Genomic DNA, 19,435 nt, shown 5'->3' on the forward strand with positions numbered 1-19,435 from the left:
AGCTATTACACCAGATACAGGCATGTTACTTAAATATAAACTCGTAAAGTATGGAAAAAGAATCAAATGACATCAGTAAGTGCCCATTTCATAATGGCAGCATGAAACACAATGTCGGCGGTGGTGGTACGCGGAACCACGACTGGTGGCCTAACCAATTGAAGCTGGCTATCCTGCGTCAGCACTCCTCTTTATCAGATCCAATGGGCGAAGATTTTGACTACGCCGAAGCTTTTGAAAAGCTTGATCTTGAAGCTGTAAAACAAGACCTTCATGCGCTCATGACCGACTCGCAGGACTGGTGGCCGGCAGATTTTGGTCATTATGGTGGTCTGTTCATCCGCATGGCCTGGCACAGCGCCGGAACTTATCGTGTTGGGGATGGCCGTGGTGGAGCGGGGGCGGGACTGCAGCGTTTTGCACCTCTGAACAGCTGGCCGGACAACGTCAGCCTGGATAAGGCACGCCGCCTGCTCTGGCCAATAAAACAAAAATATGGCCGCAACATTTCATGGGCCGACTTAATGATTCTTACAGGCAATATCGCTCTGGAATCCATGGGATTCAAAACTTTTGGCTTTGCCGGCGGACGGGCAGATGTCTGGGAAGCCGATGAGTCTGTATACTGGGGTTCGGAAACCACCTGGCTGGGGGGCGACCTGCGTTATGCGCATGGTTCTCCTGGTGTAGACGGGGGCGGGGTTTTGGTGTCTGATGATGATGCCGATGGTGATGTGCACACCCGTGACCTTGAAAAGCCACTTGCAGCAGTACAGATGGGATTGATCTATGTAAACCCTGAAGGTCCTGATGGCAATCCTGATCCGGTCGCTGCGGCAAAAGATATCCGTGATACATTTGGCAGGATGGCGATGAACGACGAAGAAACGGTAGCCCTGATTGCAGGTGGCCACAGTTTTGGTAAAACCCATGGTGCTGCGCCTTCAGACAATGTGGGCAAAGAACCGGAAGCGGTAGATCTCGATATGCAGGGGCTCGGCTGGAACAACAGTTATGGCAGCGGCAAAGGCCCTGATACCATTACCAGCGGTTTGGAAGTCACCTGGACCACCACACCTACACAATGGAGCAATAACTTTTTTGAAAACCTTTTCGGCTTTGAATGGCAGTTGTCTAAAAGCCCTGCCGGCGCGCATCAGTGGGTAGCTAAAAATGCGGAACCTATCATTCCTGATGCGTACGACAGCACCAAAAAACACTGGCCTACGATGCTGACCACCGACCTTGCCTTAAGGTTCGATCCATCTTATGAAAAAATATCCAGACGTTTTCTGGAAAACCCGGATGCCTTTGCCGATGCTTTTGCACGTGCATGGTTCAAACTGACACACCGCGATATGGGGCCACGGGCACGTTACCTGGGTCCGGATGTTCCGGAAGAAATATTGATGTGGCAGGATCCTATTCCTGCAGTTGACCATACATTGGTCAGCGATGCCGATGTTGCTGCTTTGAAAGCAAAGGTGCTGGAATCAGGTTTGAGTGTGTCTGAACTGGTTTCTACGGCCTGGGCTTCGGCATCTACCTTCCGCGGTTCCGATAAACGTGGCGGGGCCAACGGTGCCCGCATTCGTCTGGCCCCGCAAAAATACTGGCAGGTCAACAATCCTTCGCAACTGCAAAGGGTGCTGGATGTGCTGGAAGGCATCCAGGCAGCCTTTAATGCTGCTCCGGAAGATGGCAGGAAAATCTCCCTGGCCGACCTGATCGTGCTTGCCGGTACTGCGGCTGTGGAAAAAGCAGCTAAAGATGCCGGACATGATGTTACCGTGCCTTTTAGCGCGGGTCGCATGGATGCTTCGCAGGAGCAAACTGATGTGGAGTCCTTTGGTTATCTGGAACCTGCTGCGGATGGTTTCCGTAACTACCGCAGGTCTAAGGTTCCCGTATCTACTGAGGAACTGCTGATTGATAAGGCACACTTGCTGACACTCACTGCTCCTGAACTGACGGTGCTGGTTGGTGGTCTGCGTGTGCTAAATATCAACTTCGATGGCTCGCGACATGGTGCATTTACTGCTCGGCCGGGAATACTAAGTAACGACTTTTTTGTTAACCTGCTGGATATGGCAACTGTCTGGAAGGCTGCATCGCCGGATAAGGAAGTTTATGAGGGCAGCGACCGGAATACGGGTGCCCTTAAATGGACAGGTACCCGTGCAGACCTTGTATTTGGTTCCAACTCAGAACTGAGGGCCATTGCGGAAGTTTATGCCAGTGCGGATTCGCAGGATAAGTTTATCCATGATTTTGTTGCGGCATGGAACAAAGTGATGAACCTGGATAGGTTTGATCTTAACTAGTTCTTGTTAATAATTGATCTGGGCACCGGAATTCCGGTGCCTTTTTTATTTACGTATAGGGTGTATGTACTTTTCATTGATGAAAATGTGGGTGCCCGGTGTTTCAGTTCTACGACTTTATCCTTTGATTGTTGGTAATTCAGCTGTTTGATGATGCAACTTGGCACCGACAGGCAAATCATCTAAGCAATGTCCAAACTAACTTTTCGCTGCTATCTCGCGAAGTCACACAAGGTTATAGTTTAATGTGCTTTTTAATAGTGTGTTGTGTGTTTTTTTTTCCTCGAACATCACCTAACCGTCACATAAGGTTATACTCAGTATGGAACATATTTCGCATATTTTTTCGACTTGCTATCAACATCAAAATCCTTAATCAGCCCCGAGGCGATGGCGTCTGATACCAAGTATACTCAAAAAGACAGTTATATGAGATGCGAAATTTGCGTTTAGGTGTCTAGTTCGCAACATGAGTTCATATTTCTCCATTTGATTACATACTCAAAATCTCCGATACCACACGTGGCACATCGGGTGTTTAGATTTTAGTAGTTCATTTCCCTATGTTAGTAAGGAAATGAATTACTGTTTTTCTAGGTCAAATCCACTATTTCCGCAGATGAAGCATCATGCTTAACCGCGAATATCCCACCATCTCTCCCTGCAGAAGAAGTATAACTTTCACTTCGCCCGATAATTTCACCATTAGCTGCTTTAAGATTAAAAGTATAATTTTGATAACTATCTTTCTTCTCATACCGACTGTCATGCGGTGCATTGGCTTTAACGGAATCGATCCCATTTAGACAACCTTGCTTGGAGACGTAACCTTCACTGCCGAGAATAATCTCGCTGTTGCCTGATTTTAATCTAAAATAGTACTGCGAATTCCTTGAACTCACAAATATTTCGAACTTTGCTTTCGACATATTGATATAAAGATTTGATTGAACTATGCACCCTATGTGCATTTCCTTCCTACAAGTTTAATTCTTCGGAGAGACCTATCTTTACGGTAATCCGTATTCGTCATCACCATCAACCAAATATTTTTGCCGGTACTTCAGCAACTTGATAATTATCACTGCGGGCGGTGTACTTATTTAAGTAGTTATAGCTTTTAAGAGGTAATAGCTGTTGTGCACCTATCCTTTGGTGCAGATTTTGTGATGTAAATTCCAGCTTAACGAGCATACACATCTAACACCAATAAATCACAAAAAATCCATAGATGACAAAAGAAATATTAGACAGCAAACTCGACAGCTGGATAGCCGCCTCACCAAAGGGCTCGGGCAAAAGATATTATAGCAAACCACACCCGGAACTTGACGATGAACTGGAATACACCATCCGCAGAGCTACCATCATTAAAGGTAAACCGGTTCCACACGAAAAGAAACTACTTACAGCTTCTCTTTCCGATCCCCTGAATGAGAGCAACAGCGATTTGGATAAGATGACAGCCCTACTGGAGGATTTCGATTCAGAATATCAATTGATTTTAGATAAAAAGCAGTAAACCTTTAATTCTGTCTTTGTTTAGGTCTGCTTACTCATTGCTTTTGAAAGCCTCAGTAGGAGAATGAATCTACATCCTGACAAACCTGATCGAGGCAGACAGCTTTATTTGTTTCAAGTGCAATAGTTACAAATGAACCTTTGGTTGATCGAGGGTGTTCTAAACATCCCGTATTTATAAGTAAACCATTTTGTATATCTTTGAGACAGAATTTTCCGTTCGGAAATCCTTAAACAAAACACATAAATAAAGGGCAGCATCCCTGCATTCCCATTTTTTAGTTTGTTTTTATTGTCTGTGATGGCATGATTCAACTGTATGTTCATTCTGATCTTGTTCCCTATTGGCGGTAGGTTCAGCTAACCTTGTGCGTAGGTTGATGGGACCTTCCATGTACCAATGGTCCCATCAACCTGCTGCCAAACAGTGCTGATGCAGCAGTCAAAACAGCACGAATACAGAATGAAAACTGGACGAAAAGGGCAGAAATGCGGAGTGCAAGCGGAATAAATGAGGAGTATCATTTCATTTTAAGCAGATGAGGCCTGATTTGAGATCTAAATAAGCGCCATCAAGCTCGGTGATAAGATTTCAAAAAAATAAAAATCTAAAACATAAGGGAATTTTTCTACTTTAGGCGCTTCATTAATGTCGTAATGGGACTAATTAGATTTTTGCTCGCATGCATTGTAGTTTTATGCCACACATCTCCATTATTCGGATATCAACCAATACCAGCTGACTTAGCAGTTCAATTCTTCTACGTATTATCAGGCTTTTACATGACACTGGTATTAAATGAGAAGTACCACAAAGGATCAAATGTTAGCTTTTATAAAAACAGGGCCTTAAAAATATATCCTGTATATTGGCTAATACTGATCCTGTTAGTGGTCTGGGGCATCTTCGTTTATCTTATGGGACACCCCGGAACAATACATTTTTATGAATATGCATCACCGCTGGGCTTTGGTACCTGGTTTTATTTAATCTTTGCTAATATTTTTATTATAGGATTAGACCTGACATTTTTACTGGGTATAACAAATGGAAAATTATTTTTTACGGGTAATTTTCTTCGTTCGGACCCTAATGTGTATCAGTTCGCGTTTAACAGTATTGCATGGACTGTTGGTGTAGAAATGCTGTTTTACTTAATTGCACCGTTTATATTAAGAAAGAGACTGATAATTCCTGTAGCTTTATTGGCGGGCAGTCTCATCTTAAGGATATATTTATCAGCTAATGGTATGCCTGGCCACCCATGGGACTATATGTTCTTTCCAACACAGATCATGTTTTTTATGGCAGGATTTATATCATACCACCTTTATGTCCGAATGAAAAAGTACCCGGCAAATGATCTGTTATTAAAATGTAGTTTTGGTCTCATGTTGATTGCTTTGGTACTATATTCTTACCTGTTTGCGAATACATATATCAAACAAGCTATCTTTTTTGCTTTAATTACCTTGCTCATTCCCGGGACTTTTATGCTCACTAGAAATAGCAAGATCGACCGGTATTTTGGTAATCTTTCCTATCCAATATACATTTCTCAGATGTTGATTATAAATATTACCAGGGCTAATTCCTTTCCCAAGATATTTGGTTTTGGTTTTACAACTTTAGTGATAGTGATAATTTTTAGTATTCTCTTAGAAAGATATTTATCTCGAAAGGTTGAAGAGTTTAAGGTCAATCCTAATTAGCTGTTTAGTTAGGTCAAGAAAGTCAGTAGTGCCAGGGGGTTTTTGCGATATTGGGAGTCGCCCGCGACGATAGCGCTCATTTAACGCTTCCGATAACCGTTGAAATCTGGTTATCTTTGCACATATGAGCGATACAATTTTGGATAACCCGATATGGTCTGCATTAATATCAGACAATGCTGCTTTTGGGAGCGGAACGGATCAGGTAAGATTTTTTCATTTCGACATTGCTCCTTTTGCTGGTATGGAGTCATATACACCTGAAAATTTCCAAACCTTATTCGATTTGGTAGAAGACGAACGTGTTGTGGTACTTTTTTCCCCTACGCCGGATCTTGATCCTTTGCCTTTTGATATTATGGATGCGATTCCCGGATACCAGATGGTTTTTGAGGCTGAGCTTCCTGAGGCCTTAATGGGAAGTGATCTGTTGCCATTGACCGACGAAGAAGTTCCGGCGATGCTGGATCTGACTCAGCTTGCCAAGCCCGGACCATTCGCGGAACGGACAATTAAGTTTGGTGGTTACCGGGGTGCTTTTGAGGAAGGACGCCTAGTTGCGATGGGGGGACATCGCTTAAAGGCTAATGGGTTTACCGAGATCAGTGCGGTTTGCACCCATCCCGATCATAATGGAAAGGGTTATGCACGAAGGGTCCTCAATACTGTGGTACGGGAAATCACTTCCGAAGGTAATGTTGCTTATTTACATGTCAGAGCCGATAATACAAGGGCGGTGGAATTATACGAAAGAATGGGATTTTCTATTCGTACGAATATGAATTTCTATGTGTTGAAGAAGTCCAGAGCAGAGTTGCGGGATCCAGTTTGAGGGGCGGTAATTGCAATCAATAAAAGTATATTTGAAGGTAGTGTTAGTCAAAAAATAGAGAACAATGAAGGTAATCATTACAGGAGCAACGGGAATGGTAGGCGAGGGCGTTTTATTTGAGTGTTTAAAAAACACAAACGTAAAGGAAGTATTGATCGTAAGTCGCAAACATTATGAGATGAGCCATCCCAAATTAAAAGAATTGCTGGTGTCTGATTTTTCAGATCTTGACGATTTTTCGAAAGACCTGAAAGGTTATGACGCTTGCTTTTACTGCGCTGGCATCAGTTCTGTTGGCGTAAAAGAAGAGGAATATAACCGCATCACCTACGACATGACACTGACATTTGCAAAGCAATTATTGCATCTGAATCTAAATATGGTTTTCAATTTTGTTTCTGGCAATAGAACTGACAGCACCGAAAAAGGAAAAGTGATGTGGGCAAGAGTGAAAGGCAGAACAGAAAATGCATTGATGAAACTCCCCTTTAAAAGTCAGTACAATTTTCGACCAGCCTTAATGAAAGGAACGGATGGACAGCTGAATGTTAAAATGGTTTATAAAATATTAGCGCCTTTGATAGCGCCCTTTTTTCCTCAGAAAACGCTGTCACTTAAGCAGGTTGGTCGGGCAATGATCAATGCCGTAACCAAAGGTTATTCAAAGCAGATCCTGGAAGTAGAGGATATTGAACAGCTGGCAAAACTGTAATGTTTTGAGCGACAGGGGGGAGTTCACCGTCTTCGCACCAGATCATACTCGTAAAAAGCATCATACCTGGGGGTATTTTGCTGAGACAAAGGTTAGATTTTGATGAGGTTTTTAAAATGTAATCATCTGGTAGTTAGTTTTTTGTGTATTTTATTGTTTAGATTTTTATGTAGACGCATGGACATTCAGCAATAATGTAAAACTAATTTCTAGATGTTTGCATACTAACCTTACAAACCAAGTATGAACCATTTTACTAAGCATTTATTTCATTTACTCATCTGCTTGTTATTCCTATCCGGATGTAAAGAGGATGAAGTTAAGAACAACGGTCGGGACCCCAGTCAGCCGGTTGTCATCAATGACTTTTCTCCAAAAGAAGGAGCCGTCCGTACAAGGTTTTATATCTACGGCAAAAATTTGGGTAATGACATTTCTAAAATAAAAGTCTCCATTGGAGGTCGTGAATTGAGCGTTATAGGAGCCTCTGGCGACAAAATCTACTGTGTGATCCCACGACAGACCAGCTCAGGTGAGGTAAAAGTAGTGGTCAATGGTGATGATGGAAGACCTGTAGCTGAGCATATATTTACTGAACAGTTTAATTACGAAACCAGGACAACGGTGGGCACGCTGGTAGGAAAGGTTGATGTATACGGGAACTCTGCGGTGGTTAACGGTACTTTTGATGAAGCAGGTTTCAATGATCCCACCTGGATGCTTTTTGAACCTAATACAAATTCGCTTTTTGTGGTGGAAAGAGGCCAGCTGGTTCGAAAAGTCGACATCAACGAAAAGCAGGTGTCCACTTTAATTACCAATGGACAGGCTTCATTTAAAAGTCTGCAGACAGCAACGATGAGCTTTGATAATGATACCCTGTTTATTGTGGACGACAATGGGCAGAACAACAAGAACTTTGTGGCTATAGCATATACGTTGCGCACAGAGAATTTCAGAAGAGTACATCCATACCTCTACGACCGCACCAGCTATGCCTGTGCACATCACCCGATAGATCATGTCATGTTCTTCAATACCTGGTGGGGCGGTGGTGTCATGAAAGCTTTTTACGATCCTGTTCTTGGTGGTTTGAATTCCAGGGAATTGTTCAGGGTTGGCGGAAATAACGATATGAAGACCACGATTCATTTCCATCCCACGGGAAAATATGCTTACTTTCTGGAGGGTGGATGTGTGTACAAGAGCACTTACAACTGGACGGCCAAAGAATTGACCTCACCCATCGTTTTTGCCGGGCAGCCGGGTGTGTATGGTGATATAGACGCTATTGGCACTTCGGCCAGGTTTTCTTTCCTCTATCAAGGTGTATTCGTAAAAAATCCAGCCTATGCCGGACAAGAGGATGAGTATGATTTCTATCTATGCGACGTCAATAACCACAGTGTCCGCGTCATATCGCCAACTGGCGAAGTATCGACCTATGCTGGCAAGGGGAGTCCTTCGTCTGATGGTAAAAAGGAAGGTTACATTGATGGCGATTTAAGAAAGGAAGCCCGATTTAACCAGCCTAGTGGTATTGCTTACGATGCAGGGCGGCAAATTCTCTATATCTCAGAAAAGGTAAACAGACGGATTCGCACCATAAGTGTGGAATAATACCATCGTCATTTAACAGATTTTTCAGAAAAACTCCCGCTGCTGCCCATGGATGAACGCTTCCATGGAATCAAGGCGGGGGATACAAACAAGAACAGATGAAAAAATATATTATTATCCTTTTGTGGGTATGTGGATGCTTTTGTCAGGTATTTGGGCAGAATGACGCTGTGCCTGTGACCGTAAGAGGCAGGGTAGTCGATAAAAATAATGAGCCTATACCCGGGGTTTCGGTGGTTGTCAAAGATCAGCCAGGCCTGGGGGTACCGACCGATACGGAGGGCAAGTATACCATCAAAACGAATAAATACAGGTGGCTGGTGTTTTCCTTCGTTGGGTTTGAAACCAGGGAGGTCTTGATCAAAGACGACCTGGTAATCAATGTGGTAATGAAAGAATCTAAGTCCAGCGCCCTGAATGAAATCGTGGTGACCGCAACGGGGCCTCAGAAAAAGGTAACCGTAACCGGTGCTGTGAGTACAATAGATGTCAGCACCCTGAAAACACCAAGTTCCAGTATTACCAATGCACTGGCAGGAAATGTTGCGGGGGTGCTGGCGTTGCAGCGTTCGGGACAACCGGGAAGCAACTCCTCTGAATTTTGGGTTCGTGGTATTTCTACTTTCGGTGCGGGTACAGCCGCCCTGGTATTGGTAGATGGCTTTGAACGCAGCCTGAATGAAATCAATATTGAAGATATCCAGTCGTTCTCAGTACTTAAAGACGCTTCTGCGACTGCCATATATGGTTCCAGAGGAGCAAACGGAGTGATCCTGATCAACACCAAACGAGGCAAAGATGGTCGGGTGGCCATCAATGGAAAAGTGGAGACCTCTTACAATACCAGAACATTTACTCCTGAGTTCGTCGGCGGTCCTAAGTACGCTCAGCTGATGAATGAAGCGCGGAGCACACGTAACCAGACCTCGTTTTACAGCGATGACGACCTGGCATTGATACGTGATGGTCTGGATCCGGACCTCTTTCCAGACATCAACTGGATGAAAATGTTTCTTAAAGACGGCGCTACAACCAAAAGAGGTTCCTTGAACTTTGACGGTGGTGGTGCTACGGCACGTTATTTTGTTTCGGGTAGTTACATTGACGAGGGTGGGATGTACAATGTGGACGATGCGTTGAATGGTTACAATAGCAATGCAAATTACAAACGCTGGAACTATAGGACAAATGTAGATATGAACCTGACCAAATCTACCGTGGTTAGGGTTGGTGTAGCTGGCTCGCTGGGTAAGCAGAATCTTCCCGGAGGTACCTATGATGAGATCTGGTATTCGCTGATGGGTCAGAATCCAATTTCTATCCCCATCAAATATTCGGATGGCAAGGTCGCATCCCGCGGTGGTGCAGGTCGGAATAACCCATGGACCCTGATCACCCAGCAGGGATATATTGAAAATTGGGAAAACAAGATCCAGACCAATGTGACTCTGGAGCAGAACCTGGACTTTGTAGCCAAAGGCCTGCGTTTTCTCGGGAGATATGGTTACGATACGAATAACAGAAACAACATCAGAAGGATGAAATGGCCGGAAGGCTGGGAAGCGGAACGTTTAAGGGATTCCAATGGGAACCTGATCTTCCAACGTCGGATTACCGAGCAGCTACTGACCCAGACTTCTTCTGCGGATGGCGAGCGCCTGGAATTCCTGCAGGGGGAAATGCACTACGCAACAAATATTGGCAATCATAATTTAGGAGGCGTGCTGCAGTATACTCAGGAAAAGAGGGTGAACACCACTAACTTTGGCGGAGACCTGATCCAGGGCATCGACCGAAGAAACCAACGTTTCGCCGGTAGAGCCACCTATGGCTACAAATCCCGCTATTTTGTGGATTTCAGTTTTGGCTATAACGGATCGGAAAACTTTGCCCGTGGTCACCAGTTCGACTTTTTTCCAGCCGTTTCCGGAGCCTGGAACATTGGAGAGGAATCCTTCATCAAGGAAAATCTGAGCTGGATGAACATGTTCAAGCTCCGCTACTCTTACGGAAAGGTGGGAAATGATTATATGCCGACCCGTTTTCCTTACCTCGCCTCATTCAAAACTTACAATGCCACAGGTGATCCCAACAAGGGCTACAATTGGGGGGATATAGAGAGTAACTTCGGATTTCCAGGTTTGACCTATGAAAATATCGCGTCAAACACAGTCACCTGGGAAGTGGCGACAAAACACAACCTCGGCCTCGATATTTCCTTCTTCAATGATAAAATAGGAGGTGCCCTGGATTACTTCCATGAACAAAGGGATGGCATTTATATGACCAGGAACTTCGTGCCTGCAAGTGTGGGCTTACAGGCTGCAAATCCAAGAGCGAATGTGGGCTCTGTATTGTCCAAAGGTTTTGACGGACAGATCAAGCTCGCCCAGAAAGTGGGCAATGTGAACTTTACCATGCGCGGTACATTGACCTACAGCAAAAATGAGATCCTGGAAGCGGATGAACAGTTTAGCAACTACCAGTATAATACGCAAGCCGGGTTTAGGGTCAACCAGAACCGTGGCCTCATTGCTCTTGGACTTTTTAGGGATTATGAAGACATCAGGGATAGCCCAATACAAACCTACGGAGCGGTGATGCCAGGCGACATTAAATACAAGGATATCAATGGTGATGGCAAAATAGATGACAATGACATCTTGCCGATCGGAGCAACGGCTTATCCAAATCTTGTTTATGGTTTTGCACTGGTTACCCAATGGAAGGGTTTTGACTTCAATGTGCATTTTCAGGGCGCTGGCAAATCGTCATTTTTTATCGATGGTTATACAGTGTATCCCTTTAGTCAGGGCGACTGGGGTAACATCCTGACCGACTTTGATCAGTCCAACCGTTGGGTTCTGGGCCAGAATGAAGATGTCAATGCGGCTTATCCAAGACTGAGCTATGGTGGCAACACCAACAACTACAGACCTTCCTCGTATTGGTTAAGGGAAAGCACCTATCTGCGCCTAAAGACAATTGAAGCTGGATATACGCTGCCAAAGAGCCTGATTAATAAGTTTCACATCAACAACTTCAGGCTGTTTTTTATGGGTACGAACCTACTCACATTCTCGAAGTTTAAATTGTGGGATCCTGAAATGAACAGCTCCAACGGTCAGGCTTATCCGCTGGCAAAGACCTTCACCCTTGGTTTAACAGCAACCTTATAAATTTTAAAGCGCATGAAGACAAAATATATCCTAATCACCCTGTTAACTTGCACAGGGATATTTGCTACCTCCTGTAAAGATTACCTGAGTGTAGATCACTACTTTGCCGACAGGCAGAGTGAAGACCGGATATTCAATAGTAGGGATTATACGGAGCAGTGGCTGGCCAATTGTTATAACCAGCTGTTGGACTACAACCTCGAAATCGGGCATAAGAATTTTACCGTCTCCAATTATGCAGACGACATGTATTATAACGAAGGGGGGAATGGTGCGGATTACAGGAGATTTAAATTTGGCGAGTACGATTATAACTGGTACAAGCAGTCCTGGTCGCAATCTTACGCAGGGATCAGACAGGCTTCTGTAATGGTCAATGCCCTGTCTGAAGGTGGTGCCTTTTCTGCAGAGCAGGTAGCACAGTATAAGGCTGAGGCACGTTTCATCAGAGCCTACTTGTATTGGTTATTGCTCCGGAAATATGGGCCTGTCCCGGTGATGCCCGACAAAGGGGTCGACTATGACCAGAGCTACAGCAACTTGTCTTACCCGCGCAACACCTACGATGAGGTGGTGGATTTCATTTCTTCGGAAATGGTGCTGGCGGCGAAAGATCTGCCCTTGAGAAGAGACAACCGTAACATTGCACGCCCCACCCGTGGCGCGGCCTTGGCGACCCGGGCAAAAGCTTTGTTGTTCCTGGCAAGTCCGTTGGCGAATGGCAATGCGGAGATGTCAGACTTCGTGGATGACAAAGGAAGGGCCTTGATATCGGCACAATATAGTGAAGAGAAGTGGGCGAGAGCAGCGGCAGCGGCAAAAGATGTGATGGATTTAAATGTATATAAGCTCTATACTGCTGAAAGGAAGATTAAGGGTACGGAATCTTACCCGGTGACGATCATCCCACCACATCACCCGGTATATTCGGAGAGAAACTTTCCGGATGGCTGGGCCAACATAGATCCATTTGAGTCTTACCGGGCATTGTTCAATGGTGATCTATATGCTGCGGAGAATCCTGAAATGATTTTTACACGTGGGGAAAACCAAACGGATCAGGAACATGGCGTGATCTCGTTAACCAGACACCAGATGCCTCAGATGGCAGGAGGATGGAATTGTCACGGCCTTACCTTGAAACAAAGTGATGCTTACGATATGGCTGATGGCACCTCCTTCAACAGAGCAGCGATTTTGGAAAAATACAGCGGCAATATGTTTGTGCAAAACAATGAACTGGAACAATTTAAGCCTTTAAAGGCGAATGTCTGGAAGGAGTTTGCAAACCGTGAACCGAGGTTTTATGCATCTGTTGCTTTCAATGGTGCATTGTGGACGATGTCGAGTGCTAGCAATGACCCAAACAACAACACTAATAAACAGGTGTTTTATTATCGCGGTGAGTCTGAAGGTAGGGTCAATGGCGATCGTTGGCTGCCAACAGGCATAGGTATGATGAAATACGTCAATCCGAAGGACAACGCGAATAACGGTGGCCAGATCTATCCCAAGGTAGAGATTACCATCCGGTATGCAGATATCCTGCTAATGTATGGGGAGTCGCTGAATGAACTGTCCGGATCATATACGATTCCATCATGGGATGGCTTAAGTCAGCACGTCATCGCAAGGGATATCAACGCGATCAGCAAAGCGATTGCACCGGTTCGTATACGTGCAGGGGTTCCGGATTACGACATGTCGGTTTACATGGATCCGACGAGGTTGCGCAACAGCATCAAACATGAGCGGCAAATAGAACTGCTGGGTGAAAACCAGCGTTACTATGACCTGAGACGGTGGAAAGATGCACCTGTAAAAGATGCTGAGCAAATTTATGGATATAATACATTGATTACCAAACAGAATGCGGCGCTGTTCTACTCGCCTGTACGCGTTCCTTTATTGCAGACGGCGTTTTCGAAAAAGATGTATTTCTGGCCTATTGACTGGGAAGAACTGCGTGAGAACAAACGTATGACGCAGGCACCAGGCTGGCCGTCTTTTGATTAATTTAATAACCGACATAACATGAGAAATTTTTATAAATGTATCGTTGCCCTTGCTTTGATGTTTTCCTTAGGAGCATGTAATGATGAGTGGACAGATGAACTGTATACCAAGATGGTATCGTTTAAAGCGCCGGTTGGAAATGAGGGTGTAACGGAAGTGTATCTCCGTTATAAAAAGGATGGTGAGGTGGAGTACAACCTCCCTGTAATTGTCAGTGGTTCACAGGAAAACGACAAGGACCTGAACGTCCAGATTGGCGTCGACGGCGACACGCTCAGCATATTTAACCAGCAGAAGTTCCAATATCGGACGGACCTGTATTACAAGCAGCTGCCGGCTCAATTCTATGATCTGACCTCGCCCACAAGTTTAATTTCAAAAGGGACGCATACCTCGAACTATAAGATCAAATTCAAGTTTTCAAATCTTGATCTTGTGGAGCGTTGGGTGTTGCCACTTACCATCAAGGATGATCCTTCCTACGTAGCCAACTACCGTAAAGGATGGAGAAAAGCATTGCTGTATGTGAAACCATTTAATGACTACTCAGGAAGTTATTCTTCAACATCAATGAACATTTATTTTGATAATGAGAACTCGGCACCGATGGTGATGAGCACAAAGACGGCCTGGGTGGTAGATGAAAATACGGTATTCTTTTATGCAGGGATGGTGGAGGAAAGGTCGGAGGAGCGCGGTGATTACAAAATCACAATGCAGTTCGGAGCGCCTGTTGACAATGGGGACGGAACAAAAACAGGCACACTGATCTTAAAAGCCGACAATCCTGCAATTAACTTTGAGGTATTGAATCAGCCGACTTATCAGATTAAAAAGGTTCCTGATGCGGTATTGCCTTACCTGGTGAGTGAGTATTGTACGGTAAACATCAGGTATAAATATGATGACATCACCTCCATTCCGAATCTGCCGATCAGGTACAGGGCTGAAGGCGCAATGACCATGGAACGAAAGAAAAATACGTTGACTCCGGATGAAGATCAAGCGATTCAGTGGTAATCTTAGTTTAGCTCAGGAAAGTTTTTTTCCTGAGCTAAAAAATTACAATTTTTCAGCCCCCTTAAAAAACGAATGACAAGAGTCTTTTCCATGGTCTCAAATTAATGAAAAATTTGATGTTTAATTAAAATGACCAACTCGATTGCAGGGTACAAGATCAATATGTTTTAAAATTATATTCCTTAGACTGGATATATCTCAATATTTAATTTGAAAACACCCGTTAAAAGGTTAATTTGTGTAAGTTATCTATCAGCCAAATACTACTTAAATGTTAAATAAAACTAACCTCTTGGCGGCATTTATTTTAATGCTGTTTTTTGTTAATGGAACTCTGGCATTTGGTAGCTCCAGTAAAGATAGTTTACTTAACATTCTCAAAACTGAACTTAACAATCCTTCTTACGATCGTCAGAAAGAAAAAAGGATCAATAGCTTAAAGCGCTCTGTAAGTGAGACTTCAAAGTCAGGCTACGAACGATTACATCTTTTATATAACACGATATTGGAAGAATATAAATTTTATCAATTTGATTCTGCCCATACCTATGTTAGGAAAATTATTGATCTCAGTGAAAAACATGGAGACCTGTTCAGGGTGAAGGAAGCCAAACTGCAGCTGCTTCAGATTTTAACTCCTTCGGGAATGTTTAAAGAGGCCAGCGAACTTGTATCAGAGTTGGATCATGAAACGATGCCCATGGAGCTCATGGGAAATTATCACAATCTGAAAGCACGATTTTACGAGTCTTTGGCAAAATATAATAACGATCCGTTTTATGCGGCACAATATCGGGCTTTGGCCGCGGCTCAGTTCAGTAAGATGAATTCGGTTTTGCCTCCGAATAAATTTGAAGCAGTAATAGGCCTTGCTGCGGATAGTAGCAGCTCATCATCCCGTCGGCGACCGGCTGAATTTTATCTGCATTTCATCACACATAGTGGATTGTCGGACCATAAAATTGCGATGGTTGCCATGAGATTAAGCTACTGTTTTTCCGGTGCTGACCAGATCATGTTTCTGGCGCTATCGGCCATCAGTGACATCCGGTCATCAACCAAAGATACGCAGGCGATCCTTAAGTTGGGAGAAGTACTGTATAAGGCTGGCGATGTGAATATGGCTTACACTTGCATCAACAAGGCCATTTCTGATGCAGAATTTTATAGCGCCAGAGGTCATAAGATCGACATCCAGAATATATTACCACTGATTGCCGGAAAGACGATTTCGGAAGCTGAACTGCAACGGGACAAATCCATTATGTATGCCCTGATCTCAGCTGTTGTAGTTTTAGTCGTACTGTGTGCATTGTTCATTGTTTATATACAACTAAAAAAAATCAGAGTCAGTGAGCAGTTGATCAACCAGAAAAACAATCAACTGGCTTCAATTAACATGAAGCTTATGGAGCATACACGAATAAATGAAGAATACATCGGCTTCTTTTTCAAACGATCTTTTGCGAATATCAGTTCGCTTGAAAAGCTAAAAAGAAAGATTGCACATAGTATCAAAACGAAAAGGATTGATGAAGCACTTGATACCGTGACGTCCATACAAATTAGTAAGGAACGGGAATATCTATATCATACCCTGGATCAAATATTTCTGAAGTTATTTCCGAACTTCGTACCTGCGTTTAATGAGTTGCTAAAACCAGAAGATCAGATCTGGCCGCAAAAAGACCAATCTCTGACTACAGTACTGCGTATATTTGCTTTGATCAGACTTGGAATAAAAGATGATGAAACTATTGCTGTCATATTGGACTATTCTGTAAGTACAATATACACTTACAAGATCCGTGTGAAAGCCAAAGCTCTGGTCAAAGGGGAAGAATTTGATAAAAGGATAGCCGGTATAAAATTTATCAACACTGTCGACCATACAAGGCTATCAAAACGGGAACTTCGTGTACAGGATTAACCCATTCCACCCAACTTCTTTCATTTTCCTGCCGACTAACAATGAATCCATGTAGATCGAAGGAGTCATATCATGTGATGCGATTAGATCAAACAAGTCAGGTAGATTATGTCATGGCTTGAACCTATCTCAAAACACTAGCAAGAAGCAATACCAATGCAATGTTTTTAATGTTATGTTCCAGATATTTTTGAGCGATGCAGATTTGGTTTTCTACCGTTCGCTTCGATATGGAGAGCCTTTCAGCAATCTCACCATTAGTAAGATTCGTTATCCTGCTTAAAAGGAAAATTTCGCGGCAACGCTTCGGTAGGTCAATCAAAGCATCCTCCATCTCCTCCTGTAAGCTAATATATCGGAGTTTTTCCTCGCCTTCATTTTGCACTAATATTTCGGAGACAGGGAGTTGATCATAACTTTCCACATAAGTCAGGCGTATCTTTTTCTTCAAATTTAGAACCTTATAGGTATGATAGCGAGCGCTGGTCGTCAGGTAATTTCTAAAAGAGACGATATCCAGCGTGTCTTTCTTTCTCCAGATATTCAAAAAGGTATCGTTGGCAATTTCAGCGGCCGATTCCGCATCGTTTAAAAATGAAAAAGCCGTTGTATAAACTGCTTGCCAGTAACGATTGAAAAGCAATTCGAAAGCAGGGACACTTCCAAATCTTATGGCTTCCCATAGTTCATCATCGGGGGTATTTCTGTCAGGCATATTTGGTATTGCTAATTTAATAAAAAATTCCATTAAAGTTTATACCCTTTTTTAATGCTAAACAACGGAAGATTAAATCTTTGTAAGCTTACTAAATAAAATTTGCATGCTTTCACCAAGATGACGTTTCCAGATAGCCTGGGTGCAACAAAGTCACTATTGACTGGATAAGCTTATTATAATTGATAATAAATACAACGGTTAATATTTCAGCGGCGACTTGCTTAATCAAAGTTGGGATATTGTTGAATATTTAACGCTATGGCACAATAAAGCCATCTGGCGGAATATCTTTCACACATTAAAAAAAAAATGAATAGTGTGTGAGTTTGGTTCTAAAAAAGGTCTCTATAGTATTAACTAAGCTTGAATAGCAGATTGATTGAATGTGAAATAGCTTAGCTTGTAATGAAGAGACCAAGTATGACCAAAGAGCAATTTATAGCATTATTCGAGAAGTGTGCGTCCGGACATTGCAGTCCTAATGAGTTGGCACAGCTGGAAAATTACCAGGATGATTTCGAACTGACTGTTAAGCCATGGTCGGCGGGAATGGGCGAGACCGAGGAAGTTAGATTGCAGCTCCTTGAAAAAATAAGGTCAGAAATATCTGCTGAGCGGATACAGCGCGGCAGTAAATCCCGTTATTGGCTTGCAGCGGCATCTATACTGATATTCCTTGCAGCAAGTACATCGTTTTGGTTATATGTAATAGATAATAAGACCGGTCAGCATCAGATTGCTCAGTCTAAATCAACTCAAAATAGCATTCCTCCAGGTCGGAATAGGGCCATCTTGACGCTCGCCAATGGCAAAAAGTTAGATCTTGACGACACCCAAACAGGAATGATATCCAGGGAGGGGGCCTCAACAGTCCGCAAAACCGCTGATGGAAAATTGACCTATGGAAACAGTATGGATGCACCAGATCAAAATGCAGTGATTTATAATTCCATTGAAACACCCCGGGGTGGCCAATATCAACTGACATTGGCCGATGGGACAGTGGTATGGCTGAATGCTGGTTCAACTTTAAAATATCCTACCGCCTTCAGTGGCAGGGAGCGAAATGTGGAATTAACGGGGGAGGCGTATTTTCAGGTCGCCAAGAATAAAGACAGGCCTTTTAGTGTAGCTGTAAACGGTATGAAAGTAGAAGTTTTGGGAACTCATTTCAACATCATGGCTTATGAAAACGAAAATACCGTCCAGACAACCTTGCTTGAGGGCTCGGTGAAGCTGACTAAAGATGGACATAGCAAGATGCTGCTCCCGAATCAGCAGGGTGTTTTAAGCACTGGAGCATCAAATTTTCAGGTACGCAATGTAAATACGGAGAATGTTGTCGCCTGGAAAAATGGTTTTTTCAAATTTGATGACGAGAATATCGAAACCATTATGCGCAAGGTAGCGCGCTGGTATGATGTGGAGATCGTCTACAAAGGCAATCTGAAACGTCAAAATTTCGGGGGTACGGTACCCATGTTTAAAGACATTTCCCAACTCTTGACTACGCTTGAATTAACCGGTACCGTTCATTTTAAAATTGATGGAAGGAGGATAACCGTTATGCCATAGTTCTATCAGCTCCTGATAAGACTTGCTGAAAAAAAACCGGAAGCGTTGACGCGCCGCCGGTTTTAGCCAATTAGGCTTGAGCAACTTATTGATAACCCTTGAAACGATCAGTTATAAATTAACTCTAACCAAATGTATAAATTTTTCCATGCATTTCCATGCAGGTCTGGATCCTGTATGTTATCAAAAATAGGTCTCATCGTGAAACTTACGATCATTTTTTATTGGCAGTTGTGCTGCATGTTAACGCGGCAAGTTACGCCCAACGAGTAAGC

General features: G+C 43.4%; 13 protein-coding genes. 11 read left to right on the top strand and 2 right to left on the bottom strand.

Annotated elements, in window-relative coordinates:
• Positions 1–50: 50 nt before the first annotated feature.
• A complete protein-coding gene (gene katG / locus PBAL39_RS20525; RefSeq protein ID WP_008245168.1) occupies positions 51–2,324 on the top strand; it encodes a catalase/peroxidase HPI in 2,274 nt (757 codons plus the stop codon).
• A 593-nt stretch (positions 2,325–2,917) separates the two neighbouring features.
• Here the strand turns inward: katG and PBAL39_RS20535 are convergent.
• The gene (locus PBAL39_RS20535; protein WP_008245170.1) at positions 2,918–3,253 is read right to left on the bottom strand and encodes a YegP family protein; all 336 of its coding nucleotides are present in this window, start codon (positions 3,251–3,253) and stop codon (positions 2,918–2,920) included.
• A 302-nt stretch (positions 3,254–3,555) separates the two neighbouring features.
• On the opposite strand from PBAL39_RS20535, the gene PBAL39_RS20540 reads away from it, so the two are divergent.
• The 9 genes from PBAL39_RS20540 to PBAL39_RS20580 all read left to right on the top strand — a co-directional run bounded on the left by PBAL39_RS20540 (position 3,556) and on the right by PBAL39_RS20580 (position 16,867).
• Positions 3,556–3,846 (top strand): hypothetical protein, encoded by a 291-nt coding sequence (locus PBAL39_RS20540; RefSeq protein ID WP_008245172.1) that lies wholly within the window; start codon positions 3,556–3,558, stop codon positions 3,844–3,846.
• 656 nt (positions 3,847–4,502) lie between these two features.
• The gene (locus tag PBAL39_RS20545) at positions 4,503–5,558 is read left to right on the top strand and encodes an acyltransferase (RefSeq protein ID WP_083801794.1); all 1,056 of its coding nucleotides are present in this window, start codon (positions 4,503–4,505) and stop codon (positions 5,556–5,558) included.
• Between the two features lie 124 nt (positions 5,559–5,682).
• Complete coding sequence (locus PBAL39_RS20550; protein WP_008245174.1) at positions 5,683–6,390, top strand: GNAT family N-acetyltransferase; 708 nt, start codon at positions 5,683–5,685, stop codon at positions 6,388–6,390.
• 64 nt (positions 6,391–6,454) lie between these two features.
• Positions 6,455–7,102, top strand: a complete 648-nt coding sequence (locus PBAL39_RS20555; protein WP_008245175.1) for an NAD-dependent epimerase/dehydratase family protein — start codon at positions 6,455–6,457, stop codon at positions 7,100–7,102.
• A gap of 243 nt (positions 7,103–7,345) precedes the next feature.
• Positions 7,346–8,722, top strand: coding sequence for an IPT/TIG domain-containing protein (locus tag PBAL39_RS20560; protein WP_008245176.1), 1,377 nt, complete (start codon positions 7,346–7,348; stop codon positions 8,720–8,722).
• A 98-nt stretch (positions 8,723–8,820) separates the two neighbouring features.
• A complete protein-coding gene (locus PBAL39_RS20565) occupies positions 8,821–11,901 on the top strand; it encodes a TonB-dependent receptor (protein WP_008245178.1) in 3,081 nt (1,026 codons plus the stop codon).
• Between the two features lie 12 nt (positions 11,902–11,913).
• Positions 11,914–13,917: a RagB/SusD family nutrient uptake outer membrane protein gene (locus tag PBAL39_RS20570; protein WP_008245179.1), complete on the top strand. Its 2,004-nt coding sequence runs from the start codon at positions 11,914–11,916 to the stop codon at positions 13,915–13,917.
• 18 nt (positions 13,918–13,935) lie between these two features.
• Entirely contained in the window at positions 13,936–14,937 is a 1,002-nt protein-coding gene (locus tag PBAL39_RS20575) for a DUF4973 domain-containing protein (RefSeq protein WP_008245180.1), read from the top strand.
• Between the two features lie 271 nt (positions 14,938–15,208).
• On the top strand, positions 15,209–16,867 hold the full coding sequence (locus PBAL39_RS20580; protein WP_008245181.1) for a DUF6377 domain-containing protein: 1,659 nt from the start codon (positions 15,209–15,211) through the stop codon (positions 16,865–16,867).
• A gap of 124 nt (positions 16,868–16,991) precedes the next feature.
• Here the strand turns inward: PBAL39_RS20580 and PBAL39_RS20585 are convergent, their stop codons facing one another.
• Positions 16,992–17,615 (bottom strand): sigma-70 family RNA polymerase sigma factor, encoded by a 624-nt coding sequence (locus PBAL39_RS20585; protein ID WP_008245182.1) that lies wholly within the window; start codon positions 17,613–17,615, stop codon positions 16,992–16,994.
• Positions 17,616–17,990: 375 nt separating this feature from the next.
• On the opposite strand from PBAL39_RS20585, the gene PBAL39_RS20590 reads away from it, so the two are divergent.
• Entirely contained in the window at positions 17,991–19,160 is a 1,170-nt protein-coding gene (locus tag PBAL39_RS20590) for a FecR family protein (protein ID WP_083801795.1), read from the top strand.
• Positions 19,161–19,435 lie beyond the last annotated feature (275 nt).

This window comes from Pedobacter sp. BAL39, from assembly GCF_000170795.1.
Lineage (GTDB): Bacteria > Bacteroidota > Bacteroidia > Sphingobacteriales > Sphingobacteriaceae > Pedobacter.